At 69.5% G+C, this 16,220-nt stretch carries 15 protein-coding genes; 9 read left to right on the forward strand and 6 right to left on the reverse strand.

The features are described 5' to 3' along the window. Positions 1-15: 15 nt before the first annotated feature. Positions 16-276, reverse strand: coding sequence for a DUF2249 domain-containing protein (locus NYP18_RS04855; RefSeq protein ID WP_259427132.1), 261 nt, complete (start codon positions 274-276; stop codon positions 16-18). 78 nt (positions 277-354) lie between these two features. Here NYP18_RS04855 and NYP18_RS04860 point away from each other — a divergent pair, with 78 nt between their 5' ends. The 3 genes from NYP18_RS04860 to NYP18_RS04870 are packed head-to-tail and all read left to right on the forward strand — an operon-like array spanning position 355 to position 4,110. Further along, the gene (locus NYP18_RS04860; RefSeq protein ID WP_259427049.1) at positions 355-1,482 is read left to right on the forward strand and encodes a DUF8744 domain-containing protein; all 1,128 of its coding nucleotides are present in this window, start codon (positions 355-357) and stop codon (positions 1,480-1,482) included. Then, the gene (locus NYP18_RS04865; RefSeq protein ID WP_259427050.1) at positions 1,475-2,698 is read left to right on the forward strand and encodes a beta-carotene 15,15'-monooxygenase; all 1,224 of its coding nucleotides are present in this window, start codon (positions 1,475-1,477) and stop codon (positions 2,696-2,698) included. Before NYP18_RS04860 ends, NYP18_RS04865 begins: the two co-directional genes overlap by 8 nt. Continuing rightward, the gene (locus NYP18_RS04870; RefSeq protein WP_304503586.1) at positions 2,695-4,110 is read left to right on the forward strand and encodes a multicopper oxidase domain-containing protein; all 1,416 of its coding nucleotides are present in this window, start codon (positions 2,695-2,697) and stop codon (positions 4,108-4,110) included. Before NYP18_RS04865 ends, NYP18_RS04870 begins: the two co-directional genes overlap by 4 nt. Here the strand turns inward: NYP18_RS04870 and mobA are convergent. From mobA to NYP18_RS04895, 5 genes are read right to left on the reverse strand one after another with little or no spacing between them, the layout of a single operon-like run. Next, complete coding sequence (gene mobA, locus NYP18_RS04875) at positions 4,097-4,669, reverse strand: molybdenum cofactor guanylyltransferase (protein ID WP_259427051.1); 573 nt, start codon at positions 4,667-4,669, stop codon at positions 4,097-4,099. The genes NYP18_RS04870 and mobA overlap by 14 nt on opposite strands. After that, a complete protein-coding gene (gene moaC, locus NYP18_RS04880; RefSeq protein WP_259427052.1) occupies positions 4,669-5,145 on the reverse strand; it encodes a cyclic pyranopterin monophosphate synthase MoaC in 477 nt (158 codons plus the stop codon). Before moaC ends, mobA begins: the two co-directional genes overlap by 1 nt. Positions 5,146-5,178: 33 nt before the next feature. Continuing rightward, positions 5,179-6,423 carry a molybdopterin molybdotransferase MoeA gene (locus NYP18_RS04885; RefSeq protein WP_259427053.1) on the reverse strand — a complete coding sequence of 415 codons (1,245 nt, stop codon included), beginning with the start codon at positions 6,421-6,423 and terminating at the stop codon, positions 5,179-5,181. A gap of 10 nt (positions 6,424-6,433) precedes the next feature. After that, the gene (gene moaA, locus NYP18_RS04890) at positions 6,434-7,531 is read right to left on the reverse strand and encodes a GTP 3',8-cyclase MoaA (RefSeq protein WP_259427054.1); all 1,098 of its coding nucleotides are present in this window, start codon (positions 7,529-7,531) and stop codon (positions 6,434-6,436) included. A 41-nt stretch (positions 7,532-7,572) separates the two neighbouring features. Continuing rightward, the gene (locus tag NYP18_RS04895) at positions 7,573-9,309 is read right to left on the reverse strand and encodes a long-chain fatty-acid--CoA ligase (RefSeq protein WP_259427055.1); all 1,737 of its coding nucleotides are present in this window, start codon (positions 9,307-9,309) and stop codon (positions 7,573-7,575) included. Positions 9,310-9,680: 371 nt separating this feature from the next. Here NYP18_RS04895 and rho point away from each other — a divergent pair, with 371 nt between their 5' ends. From rho to NYP18_RS04925, 6 genes are read left to right on the forward strand one after another with little or no spacing between them, the layout of a single operon-like run. After that, positions 9,681-11,630, forward strand: a complete 1,950-nt coding sequence (rho, locus tag NYP18_RS04900; protein WP_259427056.1) for a transcription termination factor Rho — start codon at positions 9,681-9,683, stop codon at positions 11,628-11,630. Further along, a complete protein-coding gene (gene prfA / locus NYP18_RS04905) occupies positions 11,631-12,704 on the forward strand; it encodes a peptide chain release factor 1 (protein WP_259427057.1) in 1,074 nt (357 codons plus the stop codon). A gap of 3 nt (positions 12,705-12,707) precedes the next feature. Next, positions 12,708-13,547 carry a peptide chain release factor N(5)-glutamine methyltransferase gene (prmC, locus tag NYP18_RS04910; RefSeq protein WP_259427058.1) on the forward strand — a complete coding sequence of 280 codons (840 nt, stop codon included), beginning with the start codon at positions 12,708-12,710 and terminating at the stop codon, positions 13,545-13,547. A gap of 4 nt (positions 13,548-13,551) precedes the next feature. Further along, on the forward strand, positions 13,552-14,211 hold the full coding sequence (locus NYP18_RS04915; protein ID WP_259427059.1) for an L-threonylcarbamoyladenylate synthase: 660 nt from the start codon (positions 13,552-13,554) through the stop codon (positions 14,209-14,211). A 17-nt stretch (positions 14,212-14,228) separates the two neighbouring features. Then, positions 14,229-15,404: an MraY family glycosyltransferase gene (locus NYP18_RS04920; RefSeq protein ID WP_259427060.1), complete on the forward strand. Its 1,176-nt coding sequence runs from the start codon at positions 14,229-14,231 to the stop codon at positions 15,402-15,404. Positions 15,405-15,435: 31 nt separating this feature from the next. Then, a complete protein-coding gene (locus tag NYP18_RS04925; RefSeq protein ID WP_259427061.1) occupies positions 15,436-15,879 on the forward strand; it encodes a Cg1360 family ATP-synthase-associated protein in 444 nt (147 codons plus the stop codon). Positions 15,880-16,220 lie beyond the last annotated feature (341 nt).

The following is a 16,220-nucleotide window of genomic DNA, read 5'->3' on the forward strand; positions in this document are numbered from 1 at the left end:
TTTCTACAGGGCTTTTCAGGCGGTTCGCGTGAACTTCAGGCGCCAGTCGCGGGGTCCCTCCTGCAGGTAGGTCACCTCGAAGGTCCCGGCCCTGGCCTTGACCTCATCAAGCAGGGGGAGGGGGTTGTGCGGGGCGATGAGGATCATCGACTCGCCGACCCGGCGCGAACCCAGGGCGCCGTGGATGGCCCCGTGGCGGAGCGCATGCGGGATGATGGCCGCGTTGAGGACGGGTGCCTCGTCCACTTCGCGGGCGTCGGAGAGCGGCAGCTGCATATTCATGGTGGATGGTCCTCCGGGATCGGGGAAGCGGAACCGGCTCAGGCCTGTCACCCAAATAGTACGATATAAACCGTGGCAAAAAAGAAGTCCGCCGTGTGGCCCCGGGGCCTGCTGCTGATGTTCGCGGGGGTCTCCCTGCTCACCGGCATGCTCGCCGGGCTCACCCTCCTCGGCCTCTGGGCGGGCACTCCGCTCGCCTCCCTGGGCACCGACCACGGTGCCCTCATGGTCTTCGGTTTCGTCGGCGGGGCAATCGGGATGGAACGCACCGTCGCGGCGAGGACCCGCTGGGCCTGGGCTGGTCCGGTGGCCAACGCCCTCGGCGTGGTCACGCTCCTGGCCGGCGCCCCGCGGCTGGTCCCGGCCACGGCCTTCACCGTGGCCTTCCTCGTGCTGGGCGCGGTGTATGTACTCATCCACCGCCGCCAGGCCACCTACTCCGTCCTGGTCCAGGCGGTCGGGGTGATCGGGGTGGTCTTCGCCACCGTCTGGTGGGGCGGGGGAGCGGACTTCGCCGACATCGTCCCCTATGCCGTCGTCTTCGCCGTGGCCACCATCATCGGGGAACGCATGGAACTGGCCCGGGTCTCCTTCGCCGGCACCGTCGCGGAGACCACCATCACCGCCCTCGTTCTCGCCCTGGTCGCAGCGGCGCTGCTCTTCGCGGTGCAGCCGCAGCTCGGCTTCGCGCTCATGGGAGCACTGCTGATCGCGGTCGCCGTGGTCACCGTGCGTGTCGACGCCGCCCGCCGCCTCATCCACGCCGGGAAACTGCCGAAATACACCGCGATCTGCATGCTCGCCGGCTACGGCTGGCTCATCGCTGCGGGGCTGCTGTGGCTGGGTTTCGGGCACACCCGCGCCGGGCACCTCCACGATGCCGCCGTCCACTCCGTCTTCCTCGGATTCGTGGTCTCCATGATCTTCGCCCACGCCCCCTTCATCCTCGGTGGGGTCATCCGCAGATCCATCCCCTACCACGCCACCCTCTATGCCCCGGTGGCCCTGCTCCACGCCGGGCTGGTCCTGCGGGTCGTCGCGGACCTGCGGGCCGCCGACCTCGCCTGGGTGGGCGGGGGAGTCCTCAACGTCGCCGCCGTGCTGTTGTTCATGGCCACCGCCGTGACGCTGATCGCCACCGATAAACGCCGCCGCATCGCCCGGGAGCAGGCGCGGGCACGGAGGGCCGCCCGTGTCTGAGTTCCCACTCGCCGACGTCTCCCTGCGCCGACGCGGCCGCTACCACACGCTGGCTGCCGCGACGGTGGGCAGCTGGCTGCTCATCGGGTTGGGCATCATCCTCGCCCGGGCGCTCGGCGCGCCGGTCAGCTGGTGGGTGACGGTCCACGCCTTCACCCTCGGGGTGGTCACCACCGCGATCCTCATCTACTCGACCCACTTCACCGAGGCGTTGACCCGCACGGCCGCCGGCGGCTACCGCGGTGTGGTCACCCGGATCATCCTCGTCCAGGTCGGCCTGGTCCTGCTCGTCGTGGGTAAGGCCGGTTACGACTGGGGTGCGCTCGCTGATTTCGCCGCCACCCTGGTCATCTGGGCGGGGCTGTGGCACATGGCCGTCGTGTTCTCGCACCTGCGCAGCAGCCTGTCCGGGCAGTTCGCCGCCACCGTTCCCTTCTACCTCGCGGCCGCCGCCTTCCTCGTGCTGGCGGGGCTGATCGGCAATTTCGCCGGCCGCGGCGCCGGTGACTACACCGGCATGATCGCCGGGCACTCCCGCGCGGCCATCTGGGGCTTCGCCTTCCTCACCGTGCTGGGCACCGTGGTCACGCTCCTGCCCACGATCTCCGGCACCCGGATCAGTGACACCGCCCGGCGCCGCTGCACCCGGGCGCTGATCCTCCACTGTGCGGCCCTGCTCGGCGTGCTCATCGCGCACCTGCTCGGCCAGCCGGTGCTGGCCGGAGCACTTCAGCTGCTGGTCGTCGTGGCTGCGCTGCTGGTCATCCAGCCGGTGTTCGCCGGTGTCCTCGGCCAGCGGGCGCACTGGTCCACCGCGACCCTCAGCGTCACCGCCGGCCTGCTGTGGTTGATTGCGGTGTGTGCCGCGGATGCCGTGAGCACCCTGCTGGCCGCCGATGCCCGGCAGGTCACCGCCCTGCTGGCCCCCGCCTTCCTGGGGGCCGGCCTGGTCCAGCTGATCACCGGCGTCCTGCACCACCTGCTGCCCACCCTCATCGGCGGCGGCCGGGAGCAGGTCCTGCGGTCCCGGAGTATGGCCGACAGGGCGGGTGTGGCCCGGGTGCTGCTGCTCAACCTCGGGGCCGTGTTCACCCTGCTCGCCCCGGACGGGCCGGCACGCACGGCCGGGCTGATCATGATCGGGCTCGGCCTGGCCTCCCACGTCCTGTTCCTCATCCCGGCTGTCGCCGGCCAGCACCGGAAGGAGTCCCGTTGACCATTCCCGTGGGCGCCCCCACCCCAGACAACCGCCCAGAGCCCGGCCCGGAGGCGCAGACCGGCTGGGCCTCCTGGCTGGTGATCGGCCTGGCCATCGCAGCCGTCATCGTCCTCGGCGTCACCCTGAGCACCGGGCCAGGCCCCCAGCGGGCACAGGCCCCGGCCGGGACCACCCAGACCGGGGAGACCGTCACGCAGACCATCCGCATCGAGGGCATGTCCTACCACCCCAACCGGGTGGAGATCCCCGCCGGCAGCCGACTCGTCCTGGAGCTGGTCAACGGGGACAGTCAGCCGCACGACCTCACCCTCAACGGCTTCACCACCGAACTGATCGACCCGGGTGGCTCCGCCACCTTCGACGCCGGTGTGTTCACCGCGGACACGGAAGGGTGGTGCACCATCGCCGGGCACCGGGCGCAGGGGATGGTCTTCAACGTCGTGGTCACCGGCGCCACCGACACTTCCGCTCAGGCGACGGCCTCGGAGCAGAACCAGGTGACGGACGTGAACCCCTTCGCCGACGTGCCCAGTCCCGCCACCCGCCTGGCCGCCGACCTCCCGGAGGATGCCTGGTACGACCCCGCCCTCCCGCCCGCGCCCACCGGCACCGTCCACGAGCTGGCGTTCACCGTCTCCGAGGAGATCCGGGAGGTCGCCCCCGGCCACCAGCAGGCCCAGTGGCTGTTCAACGGCCAGGCCCCCGGGCCCACGCTGCGCGGGAAGGTCGGCGACACCTTCCGCATCACGCTCATCAACGACGGCACCATGGGACACTCCGTCGACTTCCACGCCGGGGAGGTCAGCCCCGACGCCCCCATGGCCACCATCTCACCGGGGGAGAGCCTGGTCTATGAATTCGTCGCCCGCCGCTGGGGGATCTGGATGTACCACTGCGCCACCGCCCCCATGAGCCTGCACATCGCCAACGGCATGGCCGGCGCCGTCATCATCGACCCACCGGAAGGCCTCGACGAGGTCGGCCACGAGTACACGCTGCTCGCTCACGAGATCTTCCTCGGCCAGCGCGACACCGGCGCCGACGCCGAACGCGTCAACGCCGGCCGCCACGACCTGGCCGGTTTCAACGGCTACCCCAACCAGTACGACCTGCGCCCCCTGGAGATCACCGCCGGGCAGCGGGTACGGTTCTGGGTCCTCAACATCGGCCCCGACAACCCGCTGAGCTTCCACATCGTCGGCGCCGTCTTCGACACCGTATTCAGTGAGGGCAGCTACTCCGTGCGCGCCGGGCTGGGGGAGTCCACCGGTGCGCAGGTGCTGCCGCTGCTGCCGGCCCAGGGCGGTTTCGTGGAGGTGACCTTCGACGAGCCGGGCACCTACACCTTCGTCAACCACATCATGACGGAAGGGGAGAGGGGGCAGCACGGCACCATCATCGTCCGGTGATGCCGACCTCACCGCGTTCGGCCAGTTCGCCGGGGGTGTCGTAGTCGCGTTCCGTGCCGTCGCCGTCGACCTCGATGACCAGGTCGGCGGCCCGCAACAGCTTCTTCGCCGCCTGATCACGCACGGTGTCCAGCCGGCCCAGCGCACGCTCCAGCCCCGCCGCCCGCCACACCGCGCACAGGGGCTGGACATGCCCGTCGGCGGCGCGCACGACAGCGGCGTCGGCTGCGGGGTGGTGGGCCAGGGCGTCGATGAGCAGGGACAGCAGGGCGGGTGAGTCCGGCGCGTCGACGGAGAGCACGGCGACGAGATCAGCCCCCTCCAACGTCTGGAAACCGGCGGCGATGCCGGCCACGGGGCCACCGAAGGGCGGGTCCTCGCTGACCACGGGCACGGCCACCCCCAGATCCGGTTGCGGAGAGACGACCACCACCTCGTGGTCGGACAGTGCCGCCAGGAGATGGTCGACCAGGCGGACACCGTCGAGGGTGACCTGCGCCTTGTCCACCCCGCCCATGCGCTGGCCGCGCCCGCCCGCCAGGACGATGACGGCAGGCATCAGCGCGGCAGCTCGCGGGACCAGTCGCCCGAACGCCCGCCCGATTTCGCGGTGATGCCGCAGGTGCGCAGGTAGGCGGAACGGTCCACACCCTTGACCATGTCGATGATCGCGAGCGCGGCGACCGTCACGGCGGTCAGGGCCTCCATCTCCACGCCGGTGCGGTCGGCGGTACGCACAGTGGCCTCGATGACGACGTGGTCGTCGAGGATCTCCAGATCGACCACGCAGCCGTGCACGCCGATGGTATGGGCCAGCGGCAGCAGATCCGGCACCTTCTTCGCCGCCGAGATGCCCGCGATCCGGGCGACGGCCAGGACATCGCCCTTGGGGACGGTCCCGTCGCGCAGCGCGGCCAGCACCTCCGGGGAGCAGGCGACCTCGCCGCGGGCGGTGGCCGCACGCACGGTCGGGTTCTTGGCGGTCACGTCGACCATGTGGGCCGCACCAGCGGCGTCGAGATGGGTGAACTTCATGGTTACCTTTCTTCAGGAACTAACTGGGCGCGGTCAGATGCGGCGCAGCAGGACACCGACGGTATCGCCGCCCTGCAGCCGACCGGTACCCGGCTCGATGAGTGCGACCCCGTCCGTGCCGGCCAGGGAGGCCACCAGATGGGAACCGGTGCTGTGCCGGTTGAAGGGGGCTGCGACAGGCCGGCCGCCGGACCAGTCGAGGTGGACCGGGGCGAGGAAGGTGCGCTCCGGGGAGGCCGGAAAACTTACCCCCTCCGCGACGGTGGCGCGGATATGCGGGCGCTCCCACAACCCCCGGGTCGGGACGGTACCGGAGAGCGCCGCCAGCAGCGGCGGCACGTACAGGAGCCAGGAGACGAAGGCTGCGACCGGGTTGCCCGGCAGGCACATCAGCACCGCCCGCCCACGGGTGCCCAGCCCCTGCGGTGAGCCCGGGCGCTGTGCCACGGTGCCGAACCACACGCCCTCGCCCGAGGTGGCCTCCCGCACCACATCGAAGGCCCCGACGGAGACCCCGCCGGTGGTGACCACCAGGTCATGGGTGGCGCACAGCCGGTCGAGCACCGCCCGGAAATCAAGGGGCCGGTCACCGGAATGGACCTGCGTGACCTCGATACCCTGCTCGGCGAACAGGGCCGCGAGCATCGGCCGGTTCGAGTCCGGCAGCTGCCCCGGACCCGGGCGCATGCCCGGCTCGACCAGCTCGTCGCCGGAGGACAGGACCGCCACGCGGGGGCGGGGGAAGGCGGTCACCCGGGGCAGGCCCGCGGAGATCAGCGCCGCGACGGCGCCCGGGTCGACGCGGGTGCCGGCGGGGACGACGACCTCACCGGGGGTGATGTTCTCCGCCAGCGCGCGGATGTGCCGGCGTTCCGGGCGCACGGACCGGATGGTCACCGAACCGGGGAGGGGCTGCGGGCCACCGGGGATGTCGGTGTCCTCGACGGGGATGACCCGCAGGTCACCGTGGTGCTCGCCGACGGGGGCACCGGTCATGATCCGCAGGGCCGTACCGGCCGGGACATCGGCGGCCACACCGCCGGCGGGGATCTCGCCGGAAACGGGCAGCGTCCACGGGCCGGGGCCGTCGAGGTCGCCGTCGCGCACGAGGAAACCGTCCATGGCGGAATTGGAGAACGGCGGGACCGGCAGCACCGCGACGGCATCGGCGGCGAGCACCAGTCCCGGGGCGTCGACGGGGGCGACGCTCACGGGCTCGCCGGGGGAGGCCAGGTCGAGGTCAAGGAGTGCTGCCAGATGTTCGGTGATGGACCGCATGGAGACGAGATTAGCCACCGATGGCGGACATGGGGCGGTCCGGCTGGAGGAAACCAGGATCGTCGATGCCGTGGCCGGGTAGTTTGCCCCACATCGCCCCGGCCCAGATGGCGGCGAGCTCCGCGTCCCCGGCACCCCCGCGGATCAGTTCCCGCAGGGAGGTCTCGGTGCGGGAGAACAGGCAGGTGCGGATCGCCCCGTCGGTGGTCAGCCGGGTGCGGTCGCAGTCGCCGCAGAAGGGCCGGGTCACCGAGGCGATCACGCCGATGCTGCCGTGCAGCTCCTGCTTATCGACGCCCCGTGCCTCCCACAGCGCCGCCGGGGCCGCCCCCCGGGGCTCCTCGGCTGGGCTGAGCACGAAGGCGGTGCGCAGTTGTTCCAGTATCTGCTCGGCGGTGACCATGTCCTCCCGCCGCCATTGATCGCGCGGCCCCAGGGGCATCTGCTCGATGAAGCGCAGCTGCGCGCCCCGGGCCAGGCAGTACTCGGCCAGCGGGACGATGTCGGCCTCGTTGACGCCGGGCATGATCACCGAGTTGACCTTGACCGGGTGCATCCCGGCGGCCACGGCGGCGTCGATGGCCGCCAGGACATCCGGCAGCCGGTCCCGGCGGGTCAGGCGGGTGTAGCGTTCCCGGTCGAGGGTGTCCAGGGAGATGTTGACCCGCTCCAGCCCCGCCTCCTGCAGGCCGGGGAGCCGGCGTGGCAGCCCCAGCCCGTTGGTGGTCAGAGCGGTGGACACGCGTCGGCCCTCGTCGGTGCGCAGCGCCGTGGTGGCGGCGATGATCTTCTCCAGCGATTTCCGCAGCAGCGGCTCCCCGCCGGTGAAACGGATCTGGCGGATACCCAGGCGGGTGACCGCGATGGTGATCAGCCGGATGACCTCCTCATCGGTGAGGGAGGCCTCTGTGGGCAGCCACTCCAACCCCTCAGCGGGCATGCAGTAGGTGCAGCGCAGGTTGCAGCGGTCGGTGAGACTGACGCGCAGATCCCGGGCGACCCGGCCGTAGGTGTCGACGAGTTCGCGGGCGCCGTCGATCCGCGGCGGTGGGGGTGTGCCTGGCCCGCCTCGCCCAGGAAAGCCCGGCAGAGGAAGTTGCGTCGTCATGTTCCTTATATCTTAGGAACCTGGGCCGCAGGATGCCAGGATCAGTTCTCCGGCCGGGGGTCCTTCGGCTGTCCCGGACCCTTGAGCGCGATGATCCTGAACTCTCCTTCGGCCAGGTGCTTGCGCAGATCCTTCTTGTCGAATTTGCCCACCGAGGTCTTGTCGATGTCCCGGACGAAGGTCCAGTACTCCGGCAGCATCCAGCCCGGGAGGGCGGAACGCAGGGCGTCGCGGAGTTGCTCGGCGGTCTGTTCCGTCTGTGCGATGTCCTCGTGCAGCACGGTCACCGCGAGCGGGCGCTCACCCCACTTCTCGTCGGGGTAGCCGATGACGGCGCACTCCACGACCTCCGGCTCGTTCATGATGATGTTCTCCAGCATGGCGGAGTAGATCCACTCACCACCGGAACGGATCACGTCGCGGGCGCGGTCGGAGACCGTGAGGAAACCGTCGGCAGTGACGGAACCTACGTCGCCGGTGCGCAGCCAGCCGTCGTCGGTGAACAGCTCATCTGCGTCGGTCACCTCCCGGCCCCGGAATTCGCTGGCGGTGCCGTCGCCGATCTCCGTGGGGGAGTGGTAGTAGGAGCCGGTGACGATGTTGCCGCGCACCTGGATCTCCCCCTGGTTGCGGTCGGTGGAGGAGACGACCTCACCGTCGTTGACCACCCGGTACTCCAGCAGGTTGGAGAACCGCCCCTGGCTGACGCGGTAGGTCCAGCGGGCCTCGCCCGAGGAACCGGACGGTGGCCGCGCGACGGTGCCGACCGAGGACGTCTCCGTCATACCCCACACGTGGATGATGTCGACGCCGTAGCGCTCCTCCCACAGTTCGATGAGGATCGGTGGGGCAGGGGAGCCGCCGACGTAGATCTCCGTCAGCGACATCCGCTCCGGCGGATTGTGCAGGTAGTGCACGATGAGCTGGATCCACAGGGTGGGCACGCCGTGCGCCACCCGGGGGTGCACCGCCGCGATGAGGCGGGCGAGCGTCGGGGCGGAGACGTCTGAATCGGGGAAGACCAGGGGAGTGCCCGACATGAAGGCCGCGTAGGGAACCCCCCAGGACAGGACGTGGTAGATGGGCACGCAGCACAGGAAGGACTCGCCGTGGGAGACGGCCAGGGAGTCAGTGGTGCGCAGGGCCATCGCCTGCAGGTAGATCGAACGGTGCGAATAGGCCACGCCCTTCGGCGGGCCGGAGGTGCCGGTGGAATAGCAGATCGCGGCGGTGGTGTTCTCGTCCAGGACAGGCCAGTCGTAGACGGTGGAACGGCCGTCGAGCAGCGCCTCATAGGAGTGGACCGCGATGCCGTCGGGAAGCTCCGCCATCACCGGGGCCAGGGGGCCGAGGCCGGTGAAGACCACCGCCTGCACCGAGGGGCAGTCCACCAGTGCCTTACCCAGCAGCCCGGCCAGCCGGGGATCGCAGACAATGACCTCGATCTCGGCGTGGTTGATGATGTGCTGGACCTGGTCGCTCATCAGCTGCTTGTTCAACGGGGCGAAGATCGCCCCCATGCTGGACACCGCGAACTGCACCTCCAGGTGCTCGGCGCAGTTGTGCATGAAGGAACCGACCCGCTGGTCGCCCGTGATCCCCAGATCGTCGTGCAGTGCGTGGGCGAAGGCCGCGGCCCGGGCGTGGATCTCATCGAACGTGGTCTCCTCGGCACTGTCGGTGCGCCACGTGGTCACCTTCGTGGTGGCATGCGCGGTGGAACCGTACTGGAGGATCCGGGAGATCGACAGCGGCACGTTCTGCATGGTGGAGAGCATGCCCAATACTCTAGCCCGGAGGGTCAATGCGGTTGTGTCAGCGGCATACGCTACAATGGCTGGAGATCGACGGGGGTCTGGGATTTTCCACACAGGCCTCCAGTCCGCCCGGACCCACGCGTCCACCCACCTTCTGTTGCTGTGCAGCCTGCCGGTTGCCGTGGCCTGGAAGGGTGCGGTCCTTCACGGTCCGGCCCGGTCTGATCTCCACCGAAGTACGGCTCCGTCCCCGTTCATGCCGCCCGAGGCACATATGCCCTGGGGTGGCGGGCGACGTCGAGTTGCTCAACTCCACAGAAGGCTTCCAGCCTGGTGCATGACGCATTCACCCACGGCACACCAGGGTCTGGTCAAGCAACGAAAGGACATCCGTGACCGATACGGACACCGCCACCGCTGCCGCTCCGGCCGACCTCGCGTCGCTGAAGATCCCTGAGCTGCGCAAGCTCGCCGCGGACAAGGGCCTCAAGGGGGTCTCCGGCCTGCGGAAGAGTGATCTGATCACCGCCATCCAGACTGGTGCTGTCCCGCCCCGTTCCCGTGCAGCTGCCCCGGCCGAGCAGGCCGCCCCGGTTGCCGCACCGGAACCGGCGGAGCAGGAAGAGAAGGCGGAGAAGACCGCCCCGGCCCGCCGGACCCGTGAGACCGCGCAGGAGCAGGCTGCTCCGGCGGGGGCCTCTGCTGAGGCCACTGAAACCGCCCAGGAGGGCGGTTCCGAGGAGCCACGCTACGAGTCCCGTTCCGCTGCCCGCCGTGCCCGCCGCAACCGTGCCCGTCACAGCCAGCGTGATCAGGAACCCGGCCAGGACCAGCAGGAGCAGAACCAGCAGCAGTCACAGGACTCCGCTGCCGCTCAGGAGCAGCCGCGCCAGGAACAGCCGCGCCAGGAGCAGGAACAGTCGCAGGACTCCGGGCAGGACCAGCAGGAGCATGGCCAGCAGCAGCGTGGCCAGCGTGAGCAGGGCCACCGTGAGCAGCGCAGTCAGCGTGGCCAGCGCGGGGACCAGCGTGATCACCGCGAGCAGCGCGGCGACAATGGTGACGGGGAGGGCCGCCGCGGTCGCCGCAGCCGCCGCAACCGTCGCGGTCGTGCGGGAGACCAGCACGATGGTGGTCAGCAGCAGCACCAGGATCAGCAGCAGGACTCCTCTGACCTGCACGATGTCGCCGGCATCCTCGACATCGTGGACAGCAACGTCGCCTTTGTGCGCACCACCGGTTACCACGCCTCCCCGGCGGACGTCTTCGTCCCCAACCAGCTGATCCGCCGTTCCGGCCTGCGCGCCGGCGATGCCGTGACCGGCAAGGTCCGTATGGGTGGCGGCCAGACCCACGGCCAGGGCCGCAACCGCCAGAAGTACAACCAGCTCGTCAGCGTCGACACCGTCAACGGTCTGAGCGTCGATGAGGCGCGCAACCGCCCGGACTTCGCCAAGCTGACCCCGCTGTACCCGAACCAGCGTCTGCGCCTGGAGACGGACCCGAAGATCCTGACCACGCGTGTCATCGACCTGATCATGCCGATCGGCAAGGGCCAGCGTGCGCTGATCGTCTCCCCGCCGAAGGCCGGTAAGACGACGATCCTGCAGAACATCGCCAACGCGATCTCCACGAACAACCCCGAGTGCTACCTCATGGTGGTGCTGGTGGATGAGCGCCCGGAGGAGGTCACCGACATGCAGCGTTCGGTCAACGGTGAGGTCATCGCCTCCACCTTCGACCGCCCGCCGGGAGAGCACACCGCGGTCGCCGAGCTCGCCATCGAGCGGGCGAAGCGCCTGGTGGAGCAGGGCAAGGACGTCGTCGTCCTGCTGGACTCCATCACCCGTCTGGGCCGTGCATACAACAACTCCTCACCCGCCTCGGGCCGTATCCTCTCCGGTGGTGTGGACTCCAACGCCCTGTACCCGCCGAAGCGCTTCCTGGGTGCCGCCCGCAACATCGAGAACGGCGGTTCCCTGACCATCGTGGCCACCGCCATGGTGGAGACCGGTTCTGCCGGTGACACCGTCATCTTCGAGGAGTTCAAGGGCACCGGTAACGCGGAGCTCAAGCTGGACCGCAAGATCTCCGAGCGCCGGGTCTTCCCGGCCGTGGACGTCAACCCCTCCGGCACCCGCAAGGACGAGCTGCTGCTCGCCCCGGATGAGGCTCGCGTCATGCACAAGCTGCGCCGTATCCTGTCTGCACTGGACCCCCAGCAGGCCATCGATCTGCTGATCAGGCAGCTGAAGAAGACCAAGAGCAACGGTGAGTTCCTCCTGCAGGTCGCATCTTCCGCCCCGATGGCCGCCGACAAGGATGAGGAGGACTACTCCTAAATGGCAGGACATGTCTCCGCGGTAGACGACATCGTCTCCGAGTACCAGGGCATCGAGGCGCAGATGTCCGACCCGGCCACGGCCGGTGACCAGGCGCTGTTCCGCAAGCTGTCGAAGCGCTATTCGGAGCTGCAGCCCATCATCAAGGTCAACAAAGAGCTGGTGAGCACCCGTGAGGACCTCGCGGACGCCCGCGAGATGGCCCATGAGGACAAGGAGTTCGCCGCCGAGGCCGAGCGCCTGGAGGCCCGTCGGGTGGAGCTCGAGGAACAGCTGGCGGATCTGCTGGCCCCGCGTGACCCGCATGACGCCGATGACGTCATCATGGAGATCAAGGCCGGTGCCGGTGGTGAGGAGGCGGCCCTGTTCGCCGCTGACCTGGCGCGCATGTACGAGCGCTACGCCGCCAAGCACGGTCTGACCTGGGAGGTTCTGGGCCTCTCCGAGTCGGATCTCGGCGGAGTCAAGGACATGACCTTGTCCATCCGTTCAAAGACCCCGTCCCGGGACGGTGCGTGGAGTGTCCTCAAGTTCGAGGGCGGCGTGCACCGCGTGCAGCGCATCCCCGTGACCGAGTCGCAGGGCCGCATCCAGACCTCCGCTGCCGGAGTCATGGTCTTCCCGGAGACCGATGAGCCCGGCGCCGTCGAGATCGACGAGAAGGATCTGCGCGTCGACGTCTACCGTTCCTCCGGCAAGGGCGGCCAGGGCGTGAACACCACCGACTCCGCAGTGCGCCTGACGCACCTGCCCACCGGCATCGTGGTCACGTGCCAGAAGGAGCGTTCGCAGATCCAGAACAAGGCGCGTGCCCTGCAGGTCCTGCAGGCCCGCCTGGAGGCGATGGAGCGCGAGAAGGCCGATGCCGAGGCCGCAGAGGGCCGTGCCGCGCAGGTGCGCACCATGGACCGTTCCGAGCGCATCCGCACCTACAACTGGCCGGAGAACCGCATCAGCGACCACCGCATCGGTTTCAAGGCCAACAACCTCGACAACGTCCTCGACGGCAACCTTGACGACCTGTTCACCGCCCTACGGGCGGCCGAGCGCGCCGAACGTCTCGAGGCCGAGTAAGGGATGAGTCCCCACCGTACGCTCCGCGACGCGCTTGCCGACGCCGCGGAGCGTTTCGCGTCCGCAGGCGTGCCCTCCCCGGAGGTCGACGCCCGCCTCATTGCCGCACACCTGCTGCAGGTCGGCCCCATGGAGGTCGCCCTGCGCTCGCGTGACGGAGTGCCGGACGGTTTCGAGGGAATGGTCGCCCGCCGGGAGGCGCGTGAGCCGCTCCAGCACATCCTCGGCCTGGCCCCCTTCGGGGCGCTGGACCTGCACGTCGGGCCCGGGGTGTTCATCCCGCGGCCCGAGACGGAGGTCCTGGCCGACTGGGGCGTGCGCCAGCTCGCCGGCAGCCTCTCACCCCGCGTGGTGGACCTGTGCACCGGCTCCGGTGCCCTGGCGCTCTACGTCGGACATGAGGTGCCGGGGGCGGAGGTGGTGGGCGTCGAGAAGCACGAGGAGGCCCTGGCCTGGGCCCGCCGCAACGCGGAGGGCACCGGTGTGGAGATGATCCGGGGTGATGTCACGGATCCGCAGCTGCTCAGCCGCTGGCACGGGACGGTCGACCTCGTGCTGACCAACCCGCCCTATGTCCCGCTGACACCGGACCTGGACGTGGAGGTGTACGCCGATCCGCCGCAGGCGGTCTTCGCCGGCGAATCCGGCATGGACGTCATTGAGGCGATGGCGCCGGCCATCCACGCGCTGCTGCGGCCCGGGGGAGCGGTGGGCATCGAACACGACGACACCACCTCCCCGGAGGTGCAGGATGTTCTGGCAGCTCACGGCGGTTTCCGCGACATCGCGGTGCTGCACGACCTGACCGGTCGGGCCCGCTTCGTCACCGCGAGTAAGGTGTAGCCCCATGAGCCGCATCTACAACTGTGCCGACGAGACCGAACGCGCCGAAGGTATCCGCGCCGCCGTCGACGCCGCCCGCGGCGGCCGCCTGGTCGTCATGCCCACCGACACCCTCTACGGGCTGGGCTGCGACGCCTTCGACAACCAGGCGGTGGCCAATCTCCTGGCCACCAAACACCGCGGCCCCGATATGCCGGTGCCGGTACTCGTCGGCTCCTGGGACACCATCCGTGGCCTTGTCCGCGAGTTCACCCCCCAGGCGCAGGCCCTCGTGGAGGCCTTCTGGCCGGGTGGGCTCTCGCTGGTCGTCCCCCAGGCGCCCTCGCTGCCGTGGAACCTCGGTGACACCCGCGGCACCGTGATGCTGCGCATGCCGCTGCACCCCGTGGCCATCGAACTGCTCCGCGAGGTCGGCCCCATGGCCGTGTCCAGCGCGAACATCTCCGGCCAGGAGCCGCCCACCACCGCCATCGCCGCGAAACAGCAGCTGGGCACCGCCGTGACCGTCTACCTCGACGGCGGCGAAACCCCGGTGGGGAAGCCCTCCACCATCATCGACCTCTCCGGCCCCGCCCCGCGCATCCTGCGGGAGGGCGCGATCTCGGCGGAGACGATCGGCGAGGTCATCGGCGTGGAGCCGGAACTGCTGCGGAGCAGGGCCTAGAAGGGGAGGGGTCCACCATGGGCGCTGGTGTCCCACTGCGTGAACTCGGCCTGGTGATCCTCGTGGCGGCCGCGGTCACCTACCTCGCCACGGGTGTCATCCGCTCCCTCATGGTGCGTTCGGGCCGGATCGCCGAGATCCGGCAACGCGACGTCCACACCCAGCCCACCCCGCGGCTGGGTGGGGTGGCGATGTGCTCCGGTTTCCTCGCCGCCGTCTTCCTGGCCAACCAACTGCCCGCGTTGACCAGGGGATTCATGCCGATCACCCCGGAGATGAACGCTGTGGTGTGGGCGGCCTTCGCCATCGTGCTCGTCGGCGTGCTCGATGACCTCTTCGAACTCGACGCCATCACCAAACTCATCGGCCAGGTGCTCTCCGCAGTCATCCTCAGCGTTCTCGGCCTGTCCTGGACACTGCTCTACCTGCCTTTCGGCGACGGCACGACCGTGGTACTCGACCAGCTGCAGGCGACGATCGTCACCACCATCTTCACCGTCGCGCTGATCAACGCCATCAACTTCGTCGACGGCCTCGACGGGCTGGCCGCCGGCCTGGGCATGATCGCCGGTGGCGCGATCCTGCTCTTCTCCCTGACCGTCCTCCACGACCAGGGTGGGGCGGTCTCCGCCTACCCGCCGGCCATCATCGCGGCCGGACTGGTGGGCATCTGCCTGGGATTCCTGCCCCACAACTTCGAGCCCTCCCGCATTTTCATGGGGGACTCCGGTTCCATGCTCATCGGCCTGCTGCTGGCCGCCGCCTCCACCTCGGCCTCCGGCAAGATCAACATGTCCCTCTACGGCACCGCGGACATGGTGGCGCTGATGAGCCCCATCATCGTGGTGGCCGCGGCGATCTTCGTTCCGGTGCTGGACCTGGTTCTGGCGGTGGTGCGCCGACTGGCCAAGGGCACCTCGCCGTTCGCCGCCGATAAACTCCACCTGCACCACCGGCTGCTCTCCCTGGGGCACACCCACCGGCGTACCGTGCTCGTGCTCTACCTGTGGGTCAGCGTGGTGGCCTTCGGGGCGGTGAGCTTCTCCGTGGTGCCGGTGCGGGTGGCGGTCGCCCTGACGCTGGTGGCGCTGGTCGTGGCGTTCCTGGTCACCCTCATCCCGCTGCGCGCCGGCAAACTGGGCCGGCGGACCCCGCCGACCCACGTGGTCGCCCACACCGATCCCACAGGTTGAGGCCCCGGGCCGCCGGGTAGGATCCGGAGTCGTGACTACTCCTGATAATGCACCGGAGAGCGCCCCGCGCTCGGAATTCGACGACCCCCGCCGCCCCCTCCTGCGGGCGGTGCGCTTCGGCACCATCGCGCTCGTCGCCATCACGATCATCTCGCTGGCGGTCTGGGGTGGCGTGCGCGAGCTCCCCGGCATCTGGGGCGTGCTGATCGGGGCGGCCATCGGCGGCGGTTTCGTCCTGCTGACCGCGGCGAGCGTCCTGTTCACCTCCTCGACCAACCCGGCCACCACCGGTGCGGTGGTCCTGGGCAGCTGGCTGCTCAAGATCGTGGTGCTCATCATCGTCCTGGCCCTGATCCGGGACCTGACCTTCTACGACCGCACCGCGCTGCTGGTGACCACGGTCCTGGCGCTCATCATCGTCCTGGCCACCGAGGTGTGGGGCGTGATCACCGCGCGGGTCACCTACGTCAACTAAATCCGGTTCACCTGCAGAAGGGCTGGGGAAGAGCTGCGACGGGGGCGTCGGCAGGCGGCGGGACCGCCGCATCGGGGGCGGAAAACGGGGGTGATCACCCCCGCGGGGCGGGCGGATCGACCGCATGTGACGGACCTTACAGCCGCCCCCAAAGCTGCCGATACAGGGCATATTAGGGGCGTGACGCGGGGCGTATCGCGCCACGTCAGCAAACATTTCCGGGCCCCGTGGGAGAATTCAGAACCACCCTGATAAGCTGTCCTGCGGGTTACCCCGGCATGTGGAAGCGGCACCTGTGGAAACACGGTGACGCCGTACAGGGCTGCGGTACATCCCCAGTC

Source organism: Corynebacterium lemuris (assembly GCF_024919295.1).
Lineage (GTDB): Bacteria > Actinomycetota > Actinomycetes > Mycobacteriales > Mycobacteriaceae > Corynebacterium > Corynebacterium lemuris.

Coding starts and splice junctions, on each gene's coding strand:
- moaA (WP_259427054.1), bottom strand. CDS start 7,531: ATGACGACGCAACTTCCTCTGCCGGGCTTTCCTGGGCGAGGCGGGCCA.
- NYP18_RS04920 (WP_259427060.1), top strand. CDS start 14,229: ATGGGCGCTGGTGTCCCACTGCGTGAACTCGGCCTGGTGATCCTCGTG.
- prmC (WP_259427058.1), top strand. CDS start 12,708: ATGAGTCCCCACCGTACGCTCCGCGACGCGCTTGCCGACGCCGCGGAG.
- mobA (WP_259427051.1), bottom strand. CDS start 4,669: ATGCCTGCCGTCATCGTCCTGGCGGGCGGGCGCGGCCAGCGCATGGGC.
- NYP18_RS04885 (WP_259427053.1), bottom strand. CDS start 6,423: ATGCGGTCCATCACCGAACATCTGGCAGCACTCCTTGACCTCGACCTG.
- NYP18_RS04855 (WP_259427132.1), bottom strand. CDS start 276: ATGCAGCTGCCGCTCTCCGACGCCCGCGAAGTGGACGAGGCACCCGTC.
- moaC (WP_259427052.1), bottom strand. CDS start 5,145: ATGAAGTTCACCCATCTCGACGCCGCTGGTGCGGCCCACATGGTCGAC.
- NYP18_RS04895 (WP_259427055.1), bottom strand. CDS start 9,309: ATGCTCTCCACCATGCAGAACGTGCCGCTGTCGATCTCCCGGATCCTC.
- prfA (WP_259427057.1), top strand. CDS start 11,631: ATGGCAGGACATGTCTCCGCGGTAGACGACATCGTCTCCGAGTACCAG.
- NYP18_RS04915 (WP_259427059.1), top strand. CDS start 13,552: ATGAGCCGCATCTACAACTGTGCCGACGAGACCGAACGCGCCGAAGGT.